General features: G+C 72.7%; 13 protein-coding genes and 2 pseudogenes. 8 read left to right on the top strand and 7 right to left on the bottom strand.

Annotation, left to right across the window (positions count from 1 at the left end; genetic code table 11):
• Nucleotides 1-155 precede the first annotated feature (155 nt).
• On the top strand, nt 156-1,097 hold the full coding sequence (locus HUX53_RS38665) for a methyltransferase (protein ID WP_176408228.1): 942 nt from the start codon (nt 156-158) through the stop codon (nt 1,095-1,097).
• A 2-nt stretch (nt 1,098-1,099) separates the two neighbouring features.
• Here the strand turns inward: HUX53_RS38665 and HUX53_RS38660 are convergent, their stop codons facing one another.
• Nucleotides 1,100-1,447 (bottom strand): ClpX C4-type zinc finger protein, encoded by a 348-nt coding sequence (locus tag HUX53_RS38660; protein WP_176408227.1) that lies wholly within the window; start codon nt 1,445-1,447, stop codon nt 1,100-1,102.
• Between the two features lie 75 nt (nt 1,448-1,522).
• On the opposite strand from HUX53_RS38660, the pseudogene HUX53_RS43265 reads away from it, so the two are divergent.
• From HUX53_RS43265 to HUX53_RS38645, 3 genes and pseudogenes are all read left to right on the top strand, one after another.
• Nucleotides 1,523-2,222, top strand: a pseudogene (locus HUX53_RS43265) (YqjF family protein).
• Between the two features lie 89 nt (nt 2,223-2,311).
• Nucleotides 2,312-2,905: a TetR/AcrR family transcriptional regulator gene (locus HUX53_RS38650; RefSeq protein WP_176408226.1), complete on the top strand. Its 594-nt coding sequence runs from the start codon at nt 2,312-2,314 to the stop codon at nt 2,903-2,905.
• Nucleotides 2,902-3,800: pseudogene (locus HUX53_RS38645) on the top strand (SDR family oxidoreductase). Before HUX53_RS38650 ends, HUX53_RS38645 begins: the two are co-directional and overlap by 4 nt.
• Nucleotides 3,801-3,809: 9 nt before the next feature.
• On the opposite strand, the gene HUX53_RS38640 reads toward HUX53_RS38645, so the two are convergent.
• Both HUX53_RS38640 and HUX53_RS38635 read right to left on the bottom strand, forming a co-directional pair.
• The gene (locus HUX53_RS38640; RefSeq protein ID WP_176408225.1) at nt 3,810-4,865 is read right to left on the bottom strand and encodes a cyclopropane-fatty-acyl-phospholipid synthase family protein; all 1,056 of its coding nucleotides are present in this window, start codon (nt 4,863-4,865) and stop codon (nt 3,810-3,812) included.
• A gap of 164 nt (nt 4,866-5,029) precedes the next feature.
• Complete coding sequence (locus HUX53_RS38635) at nt 5,030-5,497, bottom strand: cupin domain-containing protein (protein WP_176408224.1); 468 nt, start codon at nt 5,495-5,497, stop codon at nt 5,030-5,032.
• A 126-nt stretch (nt 5,498-5,623) separates the two neighbouring features.
• Here HUX53_RS38635 and HUX53_RS38630 point away from each other — a divergent pair, with 126 nt between their 5' ends.
• The gene (locus HUX53_RS38630) at nt 5,624-6,316 is read left to right on the top strand and encodes a TetR/AcrR family transcriptional regulator (protein ID WP_176408223.1); all 693 of its coding nucleotides are present in this window, start codon (nt 5,624-5,626) and stop codon (nt 6,314-6,316) included.
• Here HUX53_RS38630 and HUX53_RS38625 read toward each other — a convergent pair.
• Entirely contained in the window at nt 6,285-7,319 is a 1,035-nt protein-coding gene (locus HUX53_RS38625; protein WP_176408222.1) for an SGNH/GDSL hydrolase family protein, read from the bottom strand. The two genes, HUX53_RS38630 and HUX53_RS38625, sit on opposite strands and share 32 nt — an antisense overlap.
• A 137-nt stretch (nt 7,320-7,456) precedes the next feature.
• On the opposite strand from HUX53_RS38625, the gene HUX53_RS38620 reads away from it, so the two are divergent.
• A complete protein-coding gene (locus HUX53_RS38620) occupies nt 7,457-8,080 on the top strand; it encodes a DUF4126 domain-containing protein (protein WP_176408221.1) in 624 nt (207 codons plus the stop codon).
• Here HUX53_RS38620 and HUX53_RS38615 read toward each other — a convergent pair.
• Nucleotides 8,028-8,555 carry a GNAT family N-acetyltransferase gene (locus tag HUX53_RS38615; protein ID WP_176408220.1) on the bottom strand — a complete coding sequence of 176 codons (528 nt, stop codon included), beginning with the start codon at nt 8,553-8,555 and terminating at the stop codon, nt 8,028-8,030. The two genes, HUX53_RS38620 and HUX53_RS38615, sit on opposite strands and share 53 nt — an antisense overlap.
• 40 nt (nt 8,556-8,595) lie before the next feature.
• A complete protein-coding gene (locus tag HUX53_RS38610) occupies nt 8,596-9,999 on the bottom strand; it encodes an MFS transporter (protein WP_309237635.1) in 1,404 nt (467 codons plus the stop codon).
• 269 nt (nt 10,000-10,268) lie between these two features.
• Between HUX53_RS38610 and HUX53_RS38605 the strand changes: the two genes are divergently transcribed.
• Together HUX53_RS38605 and HUX53_RS38600 are read left to right on the top strand one after the other, a co-directional pair.
• On the top strand, nt 10,269-11,402 hold the full coding sequence (locus tag HUX53_RS38605) for a sensor histidine kinase (RefSeq protein WP_217920402.1): 1,134 nt from the start codon (nt 10,269-10,271) through the stop codon (nt 11,400-11,402).
• A complete protein-coding gene (locus tag HUX53_RS38600; RefSeq protein WP_176408218.1) occupies nt 11,399-12,058 on the top strand; it encodes a response regulator transcription factor in 660 nt (219 codons plus the stop codon). Before HUX53_RS38605 ends, HUX53_RS38600 begins: the two co-directional genes overlap by 4 nt.
• Here the strand turns inward: HUX53_RS38600 and HUX53_RS38595 are convergent.
• On the bottom strand, nt 12,022-12,570 hold the full coding sequence (locus tag HUX53_RS38595) for a proline dehydrogenase (protein WP_176408217.1): 549 nt from the start codon (nt 12,568-12,570) through the stop codon (nt 12,022-12,024). The two genes, HUX53_RS38600 and HUX53_RS38595, sit on opposite strands and share 37 nt — an antisense overlap.
• Nucleotides 12,571-12,619 lie beyond the last annotated feature (49 nt).

The raw sequence follows: 12,619 nt of genomic DNA, 5'->3' as shown, positions 1-12,619 counted from the left end.
CCTGGCCTGCCGGGTGGTGTGAGTTTGTGCTCGGTGTTGTGTGTGGGATCGTCGGTCGACGATATCTGACGTGTCCTGTTCGTCGGCAGCGTCAGATTGTTATAAGGGACAGGTGGGGCGGGGGGTTGTGGGCGGCGGCTGATCTCGCTACGCCGATGGCCATTCGGGTGGCGGCGACATTGCGGCTGGCCGATCACATCGCCGGTGGGCGGCGGACGGCTGAGGCGCTGGCCGTCGTGGTGGACGCTGACGCGGACGCGTTAGGACGGGTCATGGGGCATCTGGTCAGCGCCGGTGTGCTTTCCCAGGAACGGGACGGCGCCTACGGCCTGACGGAGTTGGGCGAGCAGCTTCGGGACGATGCTCCGGGCGGTGTGCGGGCCACGCTTGATCTGGAGGGTGCCATCGGGCATGCGGATCTGTGCTTCGTCGAATTGCTGCACACCGTGCGTACTGGTGAGCCCGCGTTTCCGCGCCACTTCGGCCGGACGTTCTGGGAGGACCTGTCGGCCGACTCCAAGCGGGGCGCGTCGTTCGATGCTCTGATGGGCGGGCGGCTGGCGGAAGAGGCGCCCGCCGTGGCCGCGGCCTATCCCTGGGGCGATCTTGGTCGTGTGGTCGATGTGGGCGGCGGCGATGGGAGTTTGTTGATCGCCATTCTGCGCGCCTATGAAGGGCTGCGCGGGACGGTGGTCGATCTGGCCGGGCCGATTGCGCGTGCTGAAGCGGCCATTGCCGAGACTGGAATGGCTCATCGGGCTGATGCTCGGGTGGGTAGCTTCTTCGACGCTCTTCCTGCCGGGGCGGGCGGATATGTGCTCTCGGGCGTCCTTCACGACTGGGATGACGCTGATGCCGCTCGCATCTTGCAGAGGTGCGCGGATGCGGCTTCGGAGGCGGGGAAGGTGCTCGTCGTCGATCACATCAGCGAAGGTCAGGCCCTGGTGGACACCGAAGGTGACCTGCGGATGCTCTGTTATGTCCGCGGGCGGGAGCGCACACTCGGGCAGTTGGGCAAGCTGGCCAAGTCCGCCGGGCTGCGGGTCGGCTCGGTCACGCCGGGCGGCTCGCGGGCGATCGTCGAGTTGCTGCCCTGATCTCAGTCCTCGCCGGAGAACCGCTCCCAGGCGGACTGGCGGGTGATGCCCAGCGCCTCGCCGATCCTCGACCAGGTGACCCCGCGGCGCCGCAGTTCCTGGACCCACGCGCGCAGGTCGGCCTCGACCTGGTCGATGGCGGCGGCGACGCGGGGAATGTGGTCGAGCATCTCGTCGTCGTTGAGCGATTCCCAGGGCGGTAGGCGCAGCTTGACCGGCTTGTCCTTGTACTCCTGGATGATCGCGTCCGCCAGGGCCACGCATTCGTTGCAGATGTACACGCCCGGGCCGGCGACCATTCTGCCGACCTCGGTCCGTGGCTTGCTGCAGAACGTGCATCGGGCGGTCATCGCCACTCCCGTCGTCAGGGTTGCCCTGACACGATAGGACGTCAGGGGTGGTCATCGCTGTGCGACGATGGCGCGGTGTCCAGTCCCGCTGATCCGCCAGGGGCGATCACCCGGCCGCTCGACCTCGCGTTCGTCCACTGGGCCGTGGAGCCGCGAAGGGTGGCGCCGCTGCTGCCGAAAGGCGTCACTCCGGACACGCTGGACGGCGTCACCTATGTCGGGCTCGTCGCATTCTGGATACACCGGACCGGATGGTGCCGCCTGCCCGGAGTGCCCTACCTGGGGACGTTCCCCGAGACGAACGTGCGCTTCTATTCGGTGGACGAGCAGGGTCGCCGGGGCGTGGTCTTCCGGTCGCTGGACGCGTCGCGCCTGCTGCCCGTGGCGATCGCACGGGCGAGCCTCCGGATGCCATACCAGTGGTCGCGCATGACCATCCGGGCCCGGCAGGACGTCATCGGCTACACCAGTTCGCGGCGCTGGCCGGGGCCGCGCGGCGCCTACAGCCGAATCACAGTGCGGATCGGCGAGCGGCTGGAGAAACCCTCCGAACTGGAGCATTTCCTGACCGCCCGCTGGGATGCACAACGAACTCCTCGGACGCGTCCAGTTCCTGCCGAACGTCCATCCGCGGTGGCCCCTGCATCGGGCGACGCTGCTGCAGTGCGAGGAGAATCTCGTGGCGGCGGCGGGCCTGCCCGGGCCGCTCGGGGAGCCGGTGAGCGTGCTCTACTCGCCGGGCGTGCCGGTGCGCTTCGGCCGTCCCGACGGCTGATCCCACAGCGGAGCGAGCGGCAGCCGGAGTTGCCGTGAGGTCGCGCGCATGATTTTATAAATGCATGTTCATTTACTAATGGAGGTCTGATGGCGGGGCGTCCGCGCGGGGTCGGCGACGCGGTGATTCTGCGGGCGGCGGTCGACGTGATCGGACGGGTCGGGCCGGCGGGGCTCACCCTCGCCGCCGTGGCCCGGGAGGTGGGGCTGGTGCCGGGCACGCTCGTCCAGCGGTTCGGGTCCAAGCGCGGGCTGCTGGTGGCGCTGGCCGCGCGGTCCGTCCACGATCCCGCGGCGCTGTACGAGAGGGCGAGGGCGGGGCATGCGTCGGCGCTGGCCGCGCTCGAAGCGTTCGCCGTCGGGACGATGTCCGACATGTCCACACCGGAGCGGTACGCCAACCACCTCGCCTTCCTGTGCATGGACCTCACCGACCCGGAGCTGCACGAGCACGCGCTGGCCGTCCACCGGGCGAACGGGCGGGTGATCGAGATGCTCATCGCCGAGGCCGTGTCGGCGGGCGAACTCTCCGGCAACGCCGAGGCGCTGGCCCGCACCGTTCAGGGCGTGATCGCAGGGGCCGGTCTCGCCTGGGCCCTCGACCGTGAGGGGACGCTGCCGGAGCGACTCCGGCACGAGATCGGCACCGTCCTCGCACCGCACACCTGCAAGGGGGAAACATGAGCGAACTGACCGGTCAGGTCGCACTGGTCGCCGGCGGCACGCGAGGGGGCGGACGCGGCATCGCCGTCCAGCTCGGCGCCGCCGGGGCGACCGTCTACGTCACCGGACGCAGCAGCGGTTCCAGCCGCTCCGACCTCGGACGGCCCGAAACGATCGAGGAGACCGCCGAGCGGATCACGGCGGCCGGCGGCACCGGGATCCCGGTGCGCGTCGACCACAGCCGTCCGACGAGGTCCGCGCGCTCGCCGGCCGGATCGCGGCCGAGCGGGACGGGCGGCTCGACGTCCTCGTCAACTCGGTGTGGGGCGGCGACCCGCTGACCGACTGGGAGCATCCCCTGTGGGAGCAGGACCTCGACACCGGCCTGCGGCTGCTGCGCCAAGCGGTCGAGACGCACGTGATCACCAGCCGCTTCGCGCTGCCGCTGCTGGTCGCCCGAGGACGCGGCCTGGTCGTGGAGGTGACCGACGGCAATACCGCCCGGTATCGCGGCTCGCTCTTCTACGACCTCGCCAAGTCGGCGGTGATCCGGCTGGCCGTCGCACAGGCGGCCGAGCTGAAGCCGCACGGCGTCGCGGCCGTCGCCGTCACGCCCGGTTTCCTGCGCTCCGAGGCCGTCCTGGACCACTTCGGCGTCACCGAGGACAACTGGCGGGACGCCATAGCCGAAGACCCGCATTTCGCCCATTCGGAAACCCCGGCCTACCTCGGACGAGCGGTCGCCGCCCTCGCCGCCGACCCGGACATCATGGACAAGACCGGCCGAGCACTCGCGACGTGGGGCCTGTACCGGCAGTACGGGTTCACCGACATCGACGGCAGCCGACCGGATTGGGCCGCCCACTGGACCAGCGCGCTGGAGGACGAGCACGGACCGCTCGGCGACCCGCTCTAGCCCCGCCAGTCAGGCGACGAGCCGGTAGATCCGCCAGATCCCGGTGTCGCTCACGTCCAGGGACTCGACGCCCGCATACCCGGCCGAGGACGCGAACGACGCGAGCGTGCCGGGACGCATGACGGTGCCGACGCCGGCCGAGTGCGGATGGCTGAGCGAGTCCGGCAGGCAGACGAGCAGGCTGAAGCCGTACAGCAGCCGCTGGATCTCGTCGCCCGGCGCGGTGAGCACCGGGTCGGCCGCCTCGTCGACGACCAGCGTGATCGCGTCCGGCTTCGCGGCGCGCCGCACCGCCGACAGCACCTCGGCGGGGTACGGCATGTCGTGCAGGCACTCGATCAGCATCAGCACGTCGTACGGGCCGCCGGTCAGCTCGGCCGCGTCCGCGCGGTGGAAGCGCACCCGGCCGGCGACACCGGCCTCGGCCGCGTTCTCGCGGGCGGCCTCCAGCGCGGCGGCGTCGAGGTCGAACCCGTCCACCTCGATCTCCGGGTACGCCGCGGCCAGGCCGATGGCCGACCAGCCGTGCCCGCAGCCGATGTCGGCCACGCGCGCCCCCGCCGCCAGCCGCGCTGGCAGGCCCGGGATCTGCGGGACCCAGACGCGCGGCAGGACGTGCCGCAGCATCGGCCGGTTGGCGTCGCCCTGGGCGCGTGACATCTCCTCGCCGAACGCCTGCCACGGGACGCCCTCCCCCGTCCGGTACGCCTCCGCGAGGACGGGCAACTGCAGCACCGCCGCCACGAGCTGCCGGACGAGCGGCGCGGTACACGCCGGGCTGTCGACGTCCAGCAGCGCCTCGGCGTGCCCGGCGGGCAGCTCGTACCGCTCGTCGTCCCGGCGGACCAGGATGCCGGCGACCGCCTGCTGCTCCAGCCACTCCCGCGCATACCGCGCCCCGGATCCCGTCCGGGCGGCGAGCTCCTCGGCAGTCGCGGGCCCGTCGCCGTGCAGCGACGCGTACCAGCCGAGCCGCCCGCCGAGCCAGACGGACGCGGCCTCCGCCACCTCCAGGACCTGCCCGACCATCCGTTCCGAAAGGGCGCCCGCACTATGTTCGGTCATAAGCGCCTCCTTTCCTTCACGACAAGAGGTAAGCCTCGGCGCCATGCACCCGCGCTCGCACGCCACTTGCACCGCGACTACGGGTTCTCCGGGGGCCCGGCCGGCGCTGTCCTGCACGCGCTGAACGGCATGGACGCCCTGTCGCGGCACTGATCCCGGGAGGGTCAGCGCGGTGGGCCGACGACGACCTGGCCGTAGGCGTCGGCCGCGGCGGCGAGCGCCTCCCTGGAGATCTCGAAACCGGGCGGTCTGGGGGTGGCGCGGTCGCGGCCGGCCTGCCGGAACATGCCCTCGATGCCGCCCGGCGTGGCGATCATGAGCAGGTCGGCGGTGGCGGAGGTGACGCGGTAGCCGTGCGGGACGTTCCTGGGCAGGTAGACGATGCCGCCCTCGGACAGCTCCATCTCCTCGTCGCCGACCCACAGCAGGGCGGTGCCGCCGATCAGCATGAAGACCTCGTCCTCGCGGGTGTGCATGTGGAACGGCGGAGCCTCGCCCTCGGACACGTCGAACCGGCCGACGGTGAGCTGCCCGCCGGTCGCCGCGGAGTCCAGCAGGACGGAGAAGGTGCCGCCGTCCAGCCATTCGAGCTTCTGCTGCCGGTCGGCCTGCGCCAGGTACGGGATGCTCATCACGACCCCCTGCGTTTAGCGGAACATTTCGTCCGCTTAACGTCGGAGGGGGTGGGGCTGATTCCCGCAGGGCGGATCCGATTACGGTGGGAGCCGGACCCTCCCCTGGGCGTCCGGAAGGCAGATGTGACCGGGAAGAACGAACGTACGGGCGGCTCGCCGGCGTCCGGCCGCCGCCCGCGGCGGGACGCCGAGGCCAACCGGGAACGGCTCCTCGCGGCGGCCGTCTCGGCCATGCTCCGGGAGGGGCGCAACGTGCCCCTCGCCGCGATCGCCGCCGAGGCGGGCGTGGGGGTCGGCACCCTGTACCGCAGGTACCCCGACCGGCAGGCCCTCCTGCACGCGCTGGAGCACCGCGCCTACGACCTGCTGGTCCGCATCCTGGCGGAGATCGAGGAGCTGGGGTGCCCGGGACGCGCGGCGATCGGGGAGTATCTGGCGCGTTGCCTGGCGGTCGGCGACCAGCTGGTCCTGCCGCTGCGCGGGGCGCCGCCGCTGATGACCGCCGAGGCGGTGCGGGCCCGCCGGACGATCAACCGCATGCTGGACGCCTTCCTCGCGCGGGGCCGCTCTGACGGCACCATCCGGGCGGACGTCGACGCCACCGACGTCATCGTCTTCACGACCCTCATCACGCAGTCCCTGCCGTACGGCCCCGACTGGCGGCTGATGGCCGAGCGGCAGATCGCCATCTTTCTGGGTGCGCTGGCCGGTGAAGGACTGGGCGACCTGCCCGGTGCCGCGATCACGCGGGACGACGTCGAGGACGCGTTCGCCGCCCAGGCCGCTAGGACAGCGGGCGACCCGGGCCCTTCTTGATCTGGGCGATGAACAGCTGGGCGAGGGCGTGCTGCCCGGCGATCGTCGGGTGGTAGCTGCGCGGCTCGGCTTCGAGCGCCGGCAGCTTCACGGCCAAGCCGTTCATGTACGCGTTCCGGCTGCCCACCTCGTGCCCCGCGAACGCACTGTAGGCGTCGACGAACTCGACGCTGCCGTGGGCGTGCGTCGCGGCCTTCCGCGCGTCGGCCTCGGCGACGGACTGGCGGATCAGCCGCCCCAGGTCGTAGGTGCGGGCGTTGAGCCAGCGCTGGTCCGAGACCGTGATGTTGTCCCCGTCGACGCCGCTGACCTCGGAGAACGCCTTCGGGTAGCCCATCACGACCACGCGTGCGTACGGGGCCTTCGCGGTAATCTTGCTGAGCAGCGCCGGGAGGTCCTGGCGCAGGTCGGACATCTTCCCGGCGATCTCCTCGCCCTGCTCGGTGCAGCCCTTGCTCCACGGCAGCTTGACGACGCACCCGGCGAGGACCTTGGAGAACCCGACGTCGTTGCCGCCGATGCTGAGGGTGATCAGGCTGGTGTCGCGGCCGATGCGGCCGATCTGCGGGGGTTCGCCGCCTCGTCCGTCCAGGACGTCGTCGGTCGTGGCGCCGGAGCAGGCCCAGAACGCGGTGCCCTTCGCGAACCGGAAGGTCTGCGCGACCTCGTGGTAGTACGCCTTGGACGTCCGGTGGCAGCGGTCGAGCGGGTTGTGGTCGGCCGGGGTCGCCTCCGCGCCGACACCCGCCGAGTAGGAGTCGCCCAGCGCGACATAGGAGCCGCGCGTGGCCGCTTCGAGCGGCGTGGGCGCCCGCTGGGCGGCGACCGGGTCGGCGCGCTTCTCCGGGGCCGGGGTGCGGCACCCGCTGCCGAAGACCTCGCAGCGTGTCGCCGGCAGCGCCACCAGCGGGACGACGGCCAGCACGAGCAGCACCACGAGGAGCAGGAGCGCGGCCCTGCGGTCGCCGAGGCGGTCCCGCACCCATGCCACCGGGCTGATCATCGTCCTCCTTGCGCGTCATGGGCCAGACGTCCGCGGGCCGTCCCCGGTTCCCGCCTTTACATTGTAGATCTTCAACTGGAACGGCGGCGGGCGGCCGCGCGTCCAAAGGACCAACGATAAGTCAGCGGGAGGGACGCATGCTCGCGGCACTGACCGGCCTCGGCCTCTCCGCGGCGGCCGGCCTCAACGCCTACATCCCGATGCTGGTCGTCGGCCTGATCGCCCGGTACAGCGACCTCGTCGCGCTGCCCGCCGAGTTCGGCTGGCTCACGAACGGGTGGGTGCTCGCCGGGCTCGGCGTGCTGCTCGCCGCCGAGGTCGTGCTCGACAAGGTGCCGGTCGTGGACAGCATCAACGACGCCGTGCAGACGTTCGTCCGTCCCGCCGCCGGGGGCGCCGTCTTCGCGGCCACCGACGCCGCCGGGAAGCTCGACTCCTCGACGTTCATGCAGGAGCACCCGTGGATCGGCTGGGGGCTCGGCATCGCCCTAGCGCTGATCGTCCATGCGACGAAGGCGTCCGTGCGGCCGGTGGCGAACGCGGGGACGATGGGCGCGGGGGCGCCGGTGCTCTCCACGCTCGAGGACGCTGCTTCGCTCGTGCTGAGCGTGCTGGCGATCCTCGCGCCGATCATCGGGCTCATCGCGCTTCTGCTGGTCGGCTACGTGGGCTTCCGCCTGCTCCGGCGCCGGCGGCGCCGCCGCGCCGCTAGGCGGTCGGCGGCTGAGCGGTCGGCAGCTGAGCGGTCGGCGCCCACATGACGAGCCGCGGGCCCAGGTCGTGCAGGCCGTCCCTGATCTCGGCGTCCCAGTAGGACCTGATCCCGCTCCCCCATCGCTCCTCGGGCAGCTCGGCGAACCCGTGCCGGGCGTACCAGGGGCCGTTCCACGGGACGTCCTGGAACGTCAGCAGGCTGACGCCGGGCGAGCCGGCCGCCGCCGCCCGCGCCATGACCTCGTCCAGCAGGCGGGCGCCGATCCCCCGCCCGACCAGGTCGCCGCGCACCGAGATCTGCTCCAGGTGCGCGGCCCCGTCGACCTCCTCGACCGCCGCGAAACCGACCGGCGGGTCACCGGCCACCACGATCTCGGCGGGCTTGCCGATCATCTGCTCGACCACGGTCGGGCCGGGCGGGAACACGATGCCGATCTCGGCGAACATCGGGTCGCCCGAGTTCTCGATGTCCGCCAGTCCCGGCAGATCCGCAGCCCGCGCCGTCCGAACCTCGTACTCCATCCCGCGATCGTAGGCCGCGCCCCCGCGGTGCGGCCTCCCATTAATTCGCCACCGGTGTCAGTGGGGCCGGGCGGAGGACGGTGACGGCGATGAGGGCGGCGGCGAGCAGGAGCGCGGCGCCGAGGGTCAGGCCGAGCGCGTACCCGTCGTTGAGGGTCTCGGGGGTGACGGCCGCGCCGGTGCGGTCGTGGGCGGCGGTGCCGAGGGCTGCCAGCCCGAGCGAGGCGCCGATCTGGCGGGAGCTGTTGAGCAGGCCCGAGGCGGTGCCGGTCTCGTGGGACGCGACGCCGGCGGTGGCGATGGAGACGAGCGGCCCCAGGCAGAGCCCGAAGCCCACGCTCGCGATCAGCGACGGCCCCAGGACGTCGGTGGCGTAGGCGCCGTCCGCGCTGAGCAGGCCGAACCAGGCGAACCCGGCCGCGGTCAGCGTCGCGCCGATGATCAGCAGCGCGCGGGGAGCGAGCCGGTAGCCGAGCCTGACGGCGAGGACGGAGCCGACGATCACGCCGAGGGCGAACGGCACGAACATGACGCCGGTCAGCGCCGCGCCGTGCCCGAGCACCCGCTGAAGGTAGAGCGACATGAAGTAGAAGGACGAGGCCATCGCGGCGCCGACCAGCAGGTTGTAGGCGTTGGCGCCGGCGACCGAGCGGTTGGCGAACAGGCCGAGCCGGACCAGCGGGTCCCGGGAGGTGCCCCGCTCGACGAGGACGAACGCGGCCAGCAGCACGGCGGCGACCGCCAGGACCGTCACGGTGACGGGCGACGTCCACGCGTACTGGTCGGTGCGGACGACGCCGAACACCAGCAGGGTCAGGCCGCCCGTGGCGAGCACGGCGCCGAGCACGTCCGGACGCCCGCCGCGCGCGGGAGGCGGCGCGGCGGCGACTCCCCGCCAGGCCATCGCCAGCGCGACGGCGGCCATCGGCACGTTCACGAACATCACCCAGCGCCAGCTCGCGTACTGGGTCAGCAGCCCGCCGATGAGGACGCCGAGGGCACCGCCGGCGGCGTTCGTCGCGCTCCAGATCCCGAACGCACGGACGCGCGCCCGGCCGCCGGGGAACGCCTCGGTCAGCAGCGCCAGCGCGGCCGGGGCCAGCGCGGCGGCCCCGATGCCCTGCGCGGCGCGCGCGGCCACCAGGTGGCCGGGCACCTGCGCGAAGCCCCCGGCGAGGGAGGCGAGGCCGAACAGGCCGAGCCCGAGCAGCAGCACGCGCTTGCGCCCGTACCGGTCGGCGGCCTTGCCGCCCAGCAGGAGCAGCCCGCCGAAGGTGAGCGCGTAGGCGTGGATCACCCAGGTCACGCCCACCGCGCTGAAGCCGAGGCCGGCGCCGATCTGCGGGAGCCCGACGTTCACGACCGACAGGTCCAGCGACACCATGAACTGCACGACGGCCACCGCCGCGAGGACGAGCCCGGGCCGCGCGTCCGGTGCGGCCACCGGAGCCCTGCTCACTGATCGGCTGCTCGCCGATCCCCTGACCGTCATCGCGGCCCCCCGAGGGTCGCGCGGCGGAATCCGTCGTTGTCTCGGATCGTGTACATGCCGGACATCGTGATATCCGGACCGCCCGCCGGTCGTCCTGCGAGGGAAGACACCTGGGCCCGGCACCGGGGAAGCAGGACCGGCCCGTCTACTTCCCCGGGAGTAGCGGCCGATTACGACGTGCGGCGGAGGACCACGGCGGAAAAGCCTCATAACCTACCCAGATGGGGTTCATGGAAGGGCGGCCACTCGCCCAGGACGGCCTGCTCGCCGTGGTGGTGGGCGTCCTGCCGGCGCTCTTCGTGGCCTTCACGCCGGACGCGGGTGCGCTGGACCTCGCGCTCAGCCTCGCCGGCTCGCTCGCGCTCGTCGCCTGGCGGCGGGCGCCCCTCGTGGCGCTGCTCGTCAGCACGTCCTGCATGCTCGTCGTCGCGGTGCACGCCCAGCCGGGCCCATCGGCCGTCTTCCCGGTGCTCGTGGCGATGTTCGGCGCGGCCAGGGCCGGTCACTGGGCGCCCTCGGCGCTGGCGGCGGCGGCCTTCCTGGGCGCCGACCTGGCGGTGAACCTGCCCGCCGCCGACGGGCCCGTCGACGGCCTGGAGAACACCTCGCTGCTGCTCGGCTGGTTCGTGGCGGCCGGGGTGGCGGCGACGGTGACCCGGCACCGGCAGGCGTACCTGGAGGAGGCCGAGCGGCGGGCCGCCGAGGCCGAGCGCACCCGCGAGGAGGCGGCCCGGCGCCGGGCGGGCGAGGAGCGGCTGCGCATCGCCCGCGAGCTGCACGACTCGCTCACCCACAGCATCTCGATCATCAAGGTCCAGGCGGGGGTGGCCGTGCACGTGGCGCGCAGGCGCGGCGAGGACGTCCCGCCGGCGCTGCTGGCCATCCAGGAGGCGAGCGGCGACGCCATCCGCGAGCTGCGCGCCACCCTGGAGGTGCTGCGCGGCTCCGGCCGCACCGACGGCGAGGCGAGCGGCCTCGACCGGCTCGACGACCTGGTGGAGCGGGCCCGCTCCACCGGGCTGCCCGCCACCGTGACGATCTCCGGAACACAACGGGACCTGCCCGCCGAGGTGGACCGGGCCGCGTACCGGATCGTCCAGGAGGCGCTCACCAACGTCTCCCGGCACGCCGGCGGAGCGGCCGCCGCCGTGCGCATCGACTATGCGGACGGGGAGCTGGTCGTGCGGATCGACGACGACGGCGAGGCCGACCCGGACGCCCCGCCCGTGCCCGGCACGGGCCTGCTCGGCATGCGCGAGCGCGTCGCGGCGCTCGGCGGCCGGCTCCGCGCCGAGCCCCGCCCCGGCGGCGGCTTCACCGTGTGCGCCGAACTGCCCCTGGGAGAGCCGGCGTGATCCGCGTGCTGCTGGTGGACGACCAGGCGCTCATCCGCGGCGGCTTCCGCGCCCTGCTGGAGATCGAGGACGGCATCGAGGTGGTGGCCGAGGCCGCGAACGGCGAGCAGGGCGTCGCGCTCGCCGCCGAGCACCGGCCCGACGTCGCCCTCATCGACATCCAGATGCCGGTGATGGACGGCATCGAGGCGACCCGGCTGATCGCCGCCGACGCGCGGCTGGCCGGCGTCCACGTCGTGATCCTCACCAACTACGGGCTCGACGAGTACGTCTTCAACGCGCTCCGCGCCGGCGCCTGCGGCTTCATGGTCAAGGACACCGAGCCCGCCGACCTGGTGCAGGGCGTCAGGGTCGCGGCCCGCGGCGACGCGCTGCTGTCCCCCGCGATCACCCGCCGCCTGATCGGCGAGTACGTCGCCCGCCGCCCCGAACCCGCCGCCGGCGCGCTCGACGTGCTGACCAACCGCGAACGCGAGGTCACCGCCCTGGTGGCCCGCGGCCTGTCCAACGACGAGATCGCCGCCCACATGGTGATCAGCCCCACCACCGCGAAGACCCACGTCAGCAGGGCGATGACCAAGCTCTCCGCCCGAGACCGCGCCCAGCTGGTGGTCCTCGCCTACGAATCCGGCCTCGTCACCCCCCGCCGTCCCTGAGCACGACCGAGAACGTCACGGGCCTCCGCACGAAACGCCTTGACCTCCGCGTACAGGAGGCGTTCGCGCTCGGCGGCGGCCTCCTCGTCCGCGACCTTCCGACCGGAATCGGCCGCGCGCGCGTCCTCCACCATGCGCCGCATGACCGCAGAGAGGCCCTCGGACGCCCGCTGTACGCGCTCCGCGGCCTCGACCATCGGCGGCGGTCCCTCGATGATGACGATCTCCATGGCGCGGTGGACCTCGCGGGCCAGGTCGATGAACCGGCGTACCTTCTCGTCCACGTCGGCGAGGTCCGGCTCGTCCGGGCGCAGTGCGGCGAGGACGGCGTCCATGGCAATGTCGCGCTCGTGGAGGGCGCCGAGGTAGGCGGCGTAGGCGTCGCGGCGGTGCTGGCGGCGCCATTGCGCGAACTGCGTCCGGGCCTGGGCTCTGCCGGTGACGACGGCGGCGCCGATGGTGGTGAGGGATCCGAGGCCGGCGCCGAGGAGCGCGGCGATTCCTGCGTCCATCGGGTCAGTGTTGCGGGGCTCGGGCCTCGTTGGGGAGGCGGGGAAAATG

The sequence above is a fragment of the Actinomadura sp. BRA 177 genome (genome assembly GCF_013372625.1).
GTDB lineage: Bacteria > Actinomycetota > Actinomycetes > Streptosporangiales > Streptosporangiaceae > Spirillospora.
This window is presented reverse-complemented; position numbering and strand designations above follow the sequence as displayed.

Bases quoted from the DNA above. Each gene is read 5' to 3' on its own strand.
- HUX53_RS38665 (WP_176408228.1), top strand. From the start codon at position 156: ATGGCCATTCGGGTGGCGGCGACATTGCGGCTGGCCGATCACATCGCC.
- HUX53_RS38660 (WP_176408227.1), bottom strand. From the start codon at position 1,447: ATGACCGCCCGATGCACGTTCTGCAGCAAGCCACGGACCGAGGTCGGC.
- HUX53_RS38650 (WP_176408226.1), top strand. From the start codon at position 2,312: ATGGCGGGGCGTCCGCGCGGGGTCGGCGACGCGGTGATTCTGCGGGCG.
- HUX53_RS38640 (WP_176408225.1), bottom strand. From the start codon at position 4,865: ATGACCGAACATAGTGCGGGCGCCCTTTCGGAACGGATGGTCGGGCAG.
- HUX53_RS38635 (WP_176408224.1), bottom strand. From the start codon at position 5,497: ATGAGCATCCCGTACCTGGCGCAGGCCGACCGGCAGCAGAAGCTCGAA.
- HUX53_RS38625 (WP_176408222.1), bottom strand. From the start codon at position 7,319: ATGATCAGCCCGGTGGCATGGGTGCGGGACCGCCTCGGCGACCGCAGG.
- HUX53_RS38620 (WP_176408221.1), top strand. From the start codon at position 7,457: ATGCTCGCGGCACTGACCGGCCTCGGCCTCTCCGCGGCGGCCGGCCTC.
- HUX53_RS38615 (WP_176408220.1), bottom strand. From the start codon at position 8,555: ATGGAGTACGAGGTTCGGACGGCGCGGGCTGCGGATCTGCCGGGACTG.
- HUX53_RS38605 (WP_217920402.1), top strand. From the start codon at position 10,269: ATGGGGTTCATGGAAGGGCGGCCACTCGCCCAGGACGGCCTGCTCGCC.
- HUX53_RS38595 (WP_176408217.1), bottom strand. From the start codon at position 12,570: ATGGACGCAGGAATCGCCGCGCTCCTCGGCGCCGGCCTCGGATCCCTC.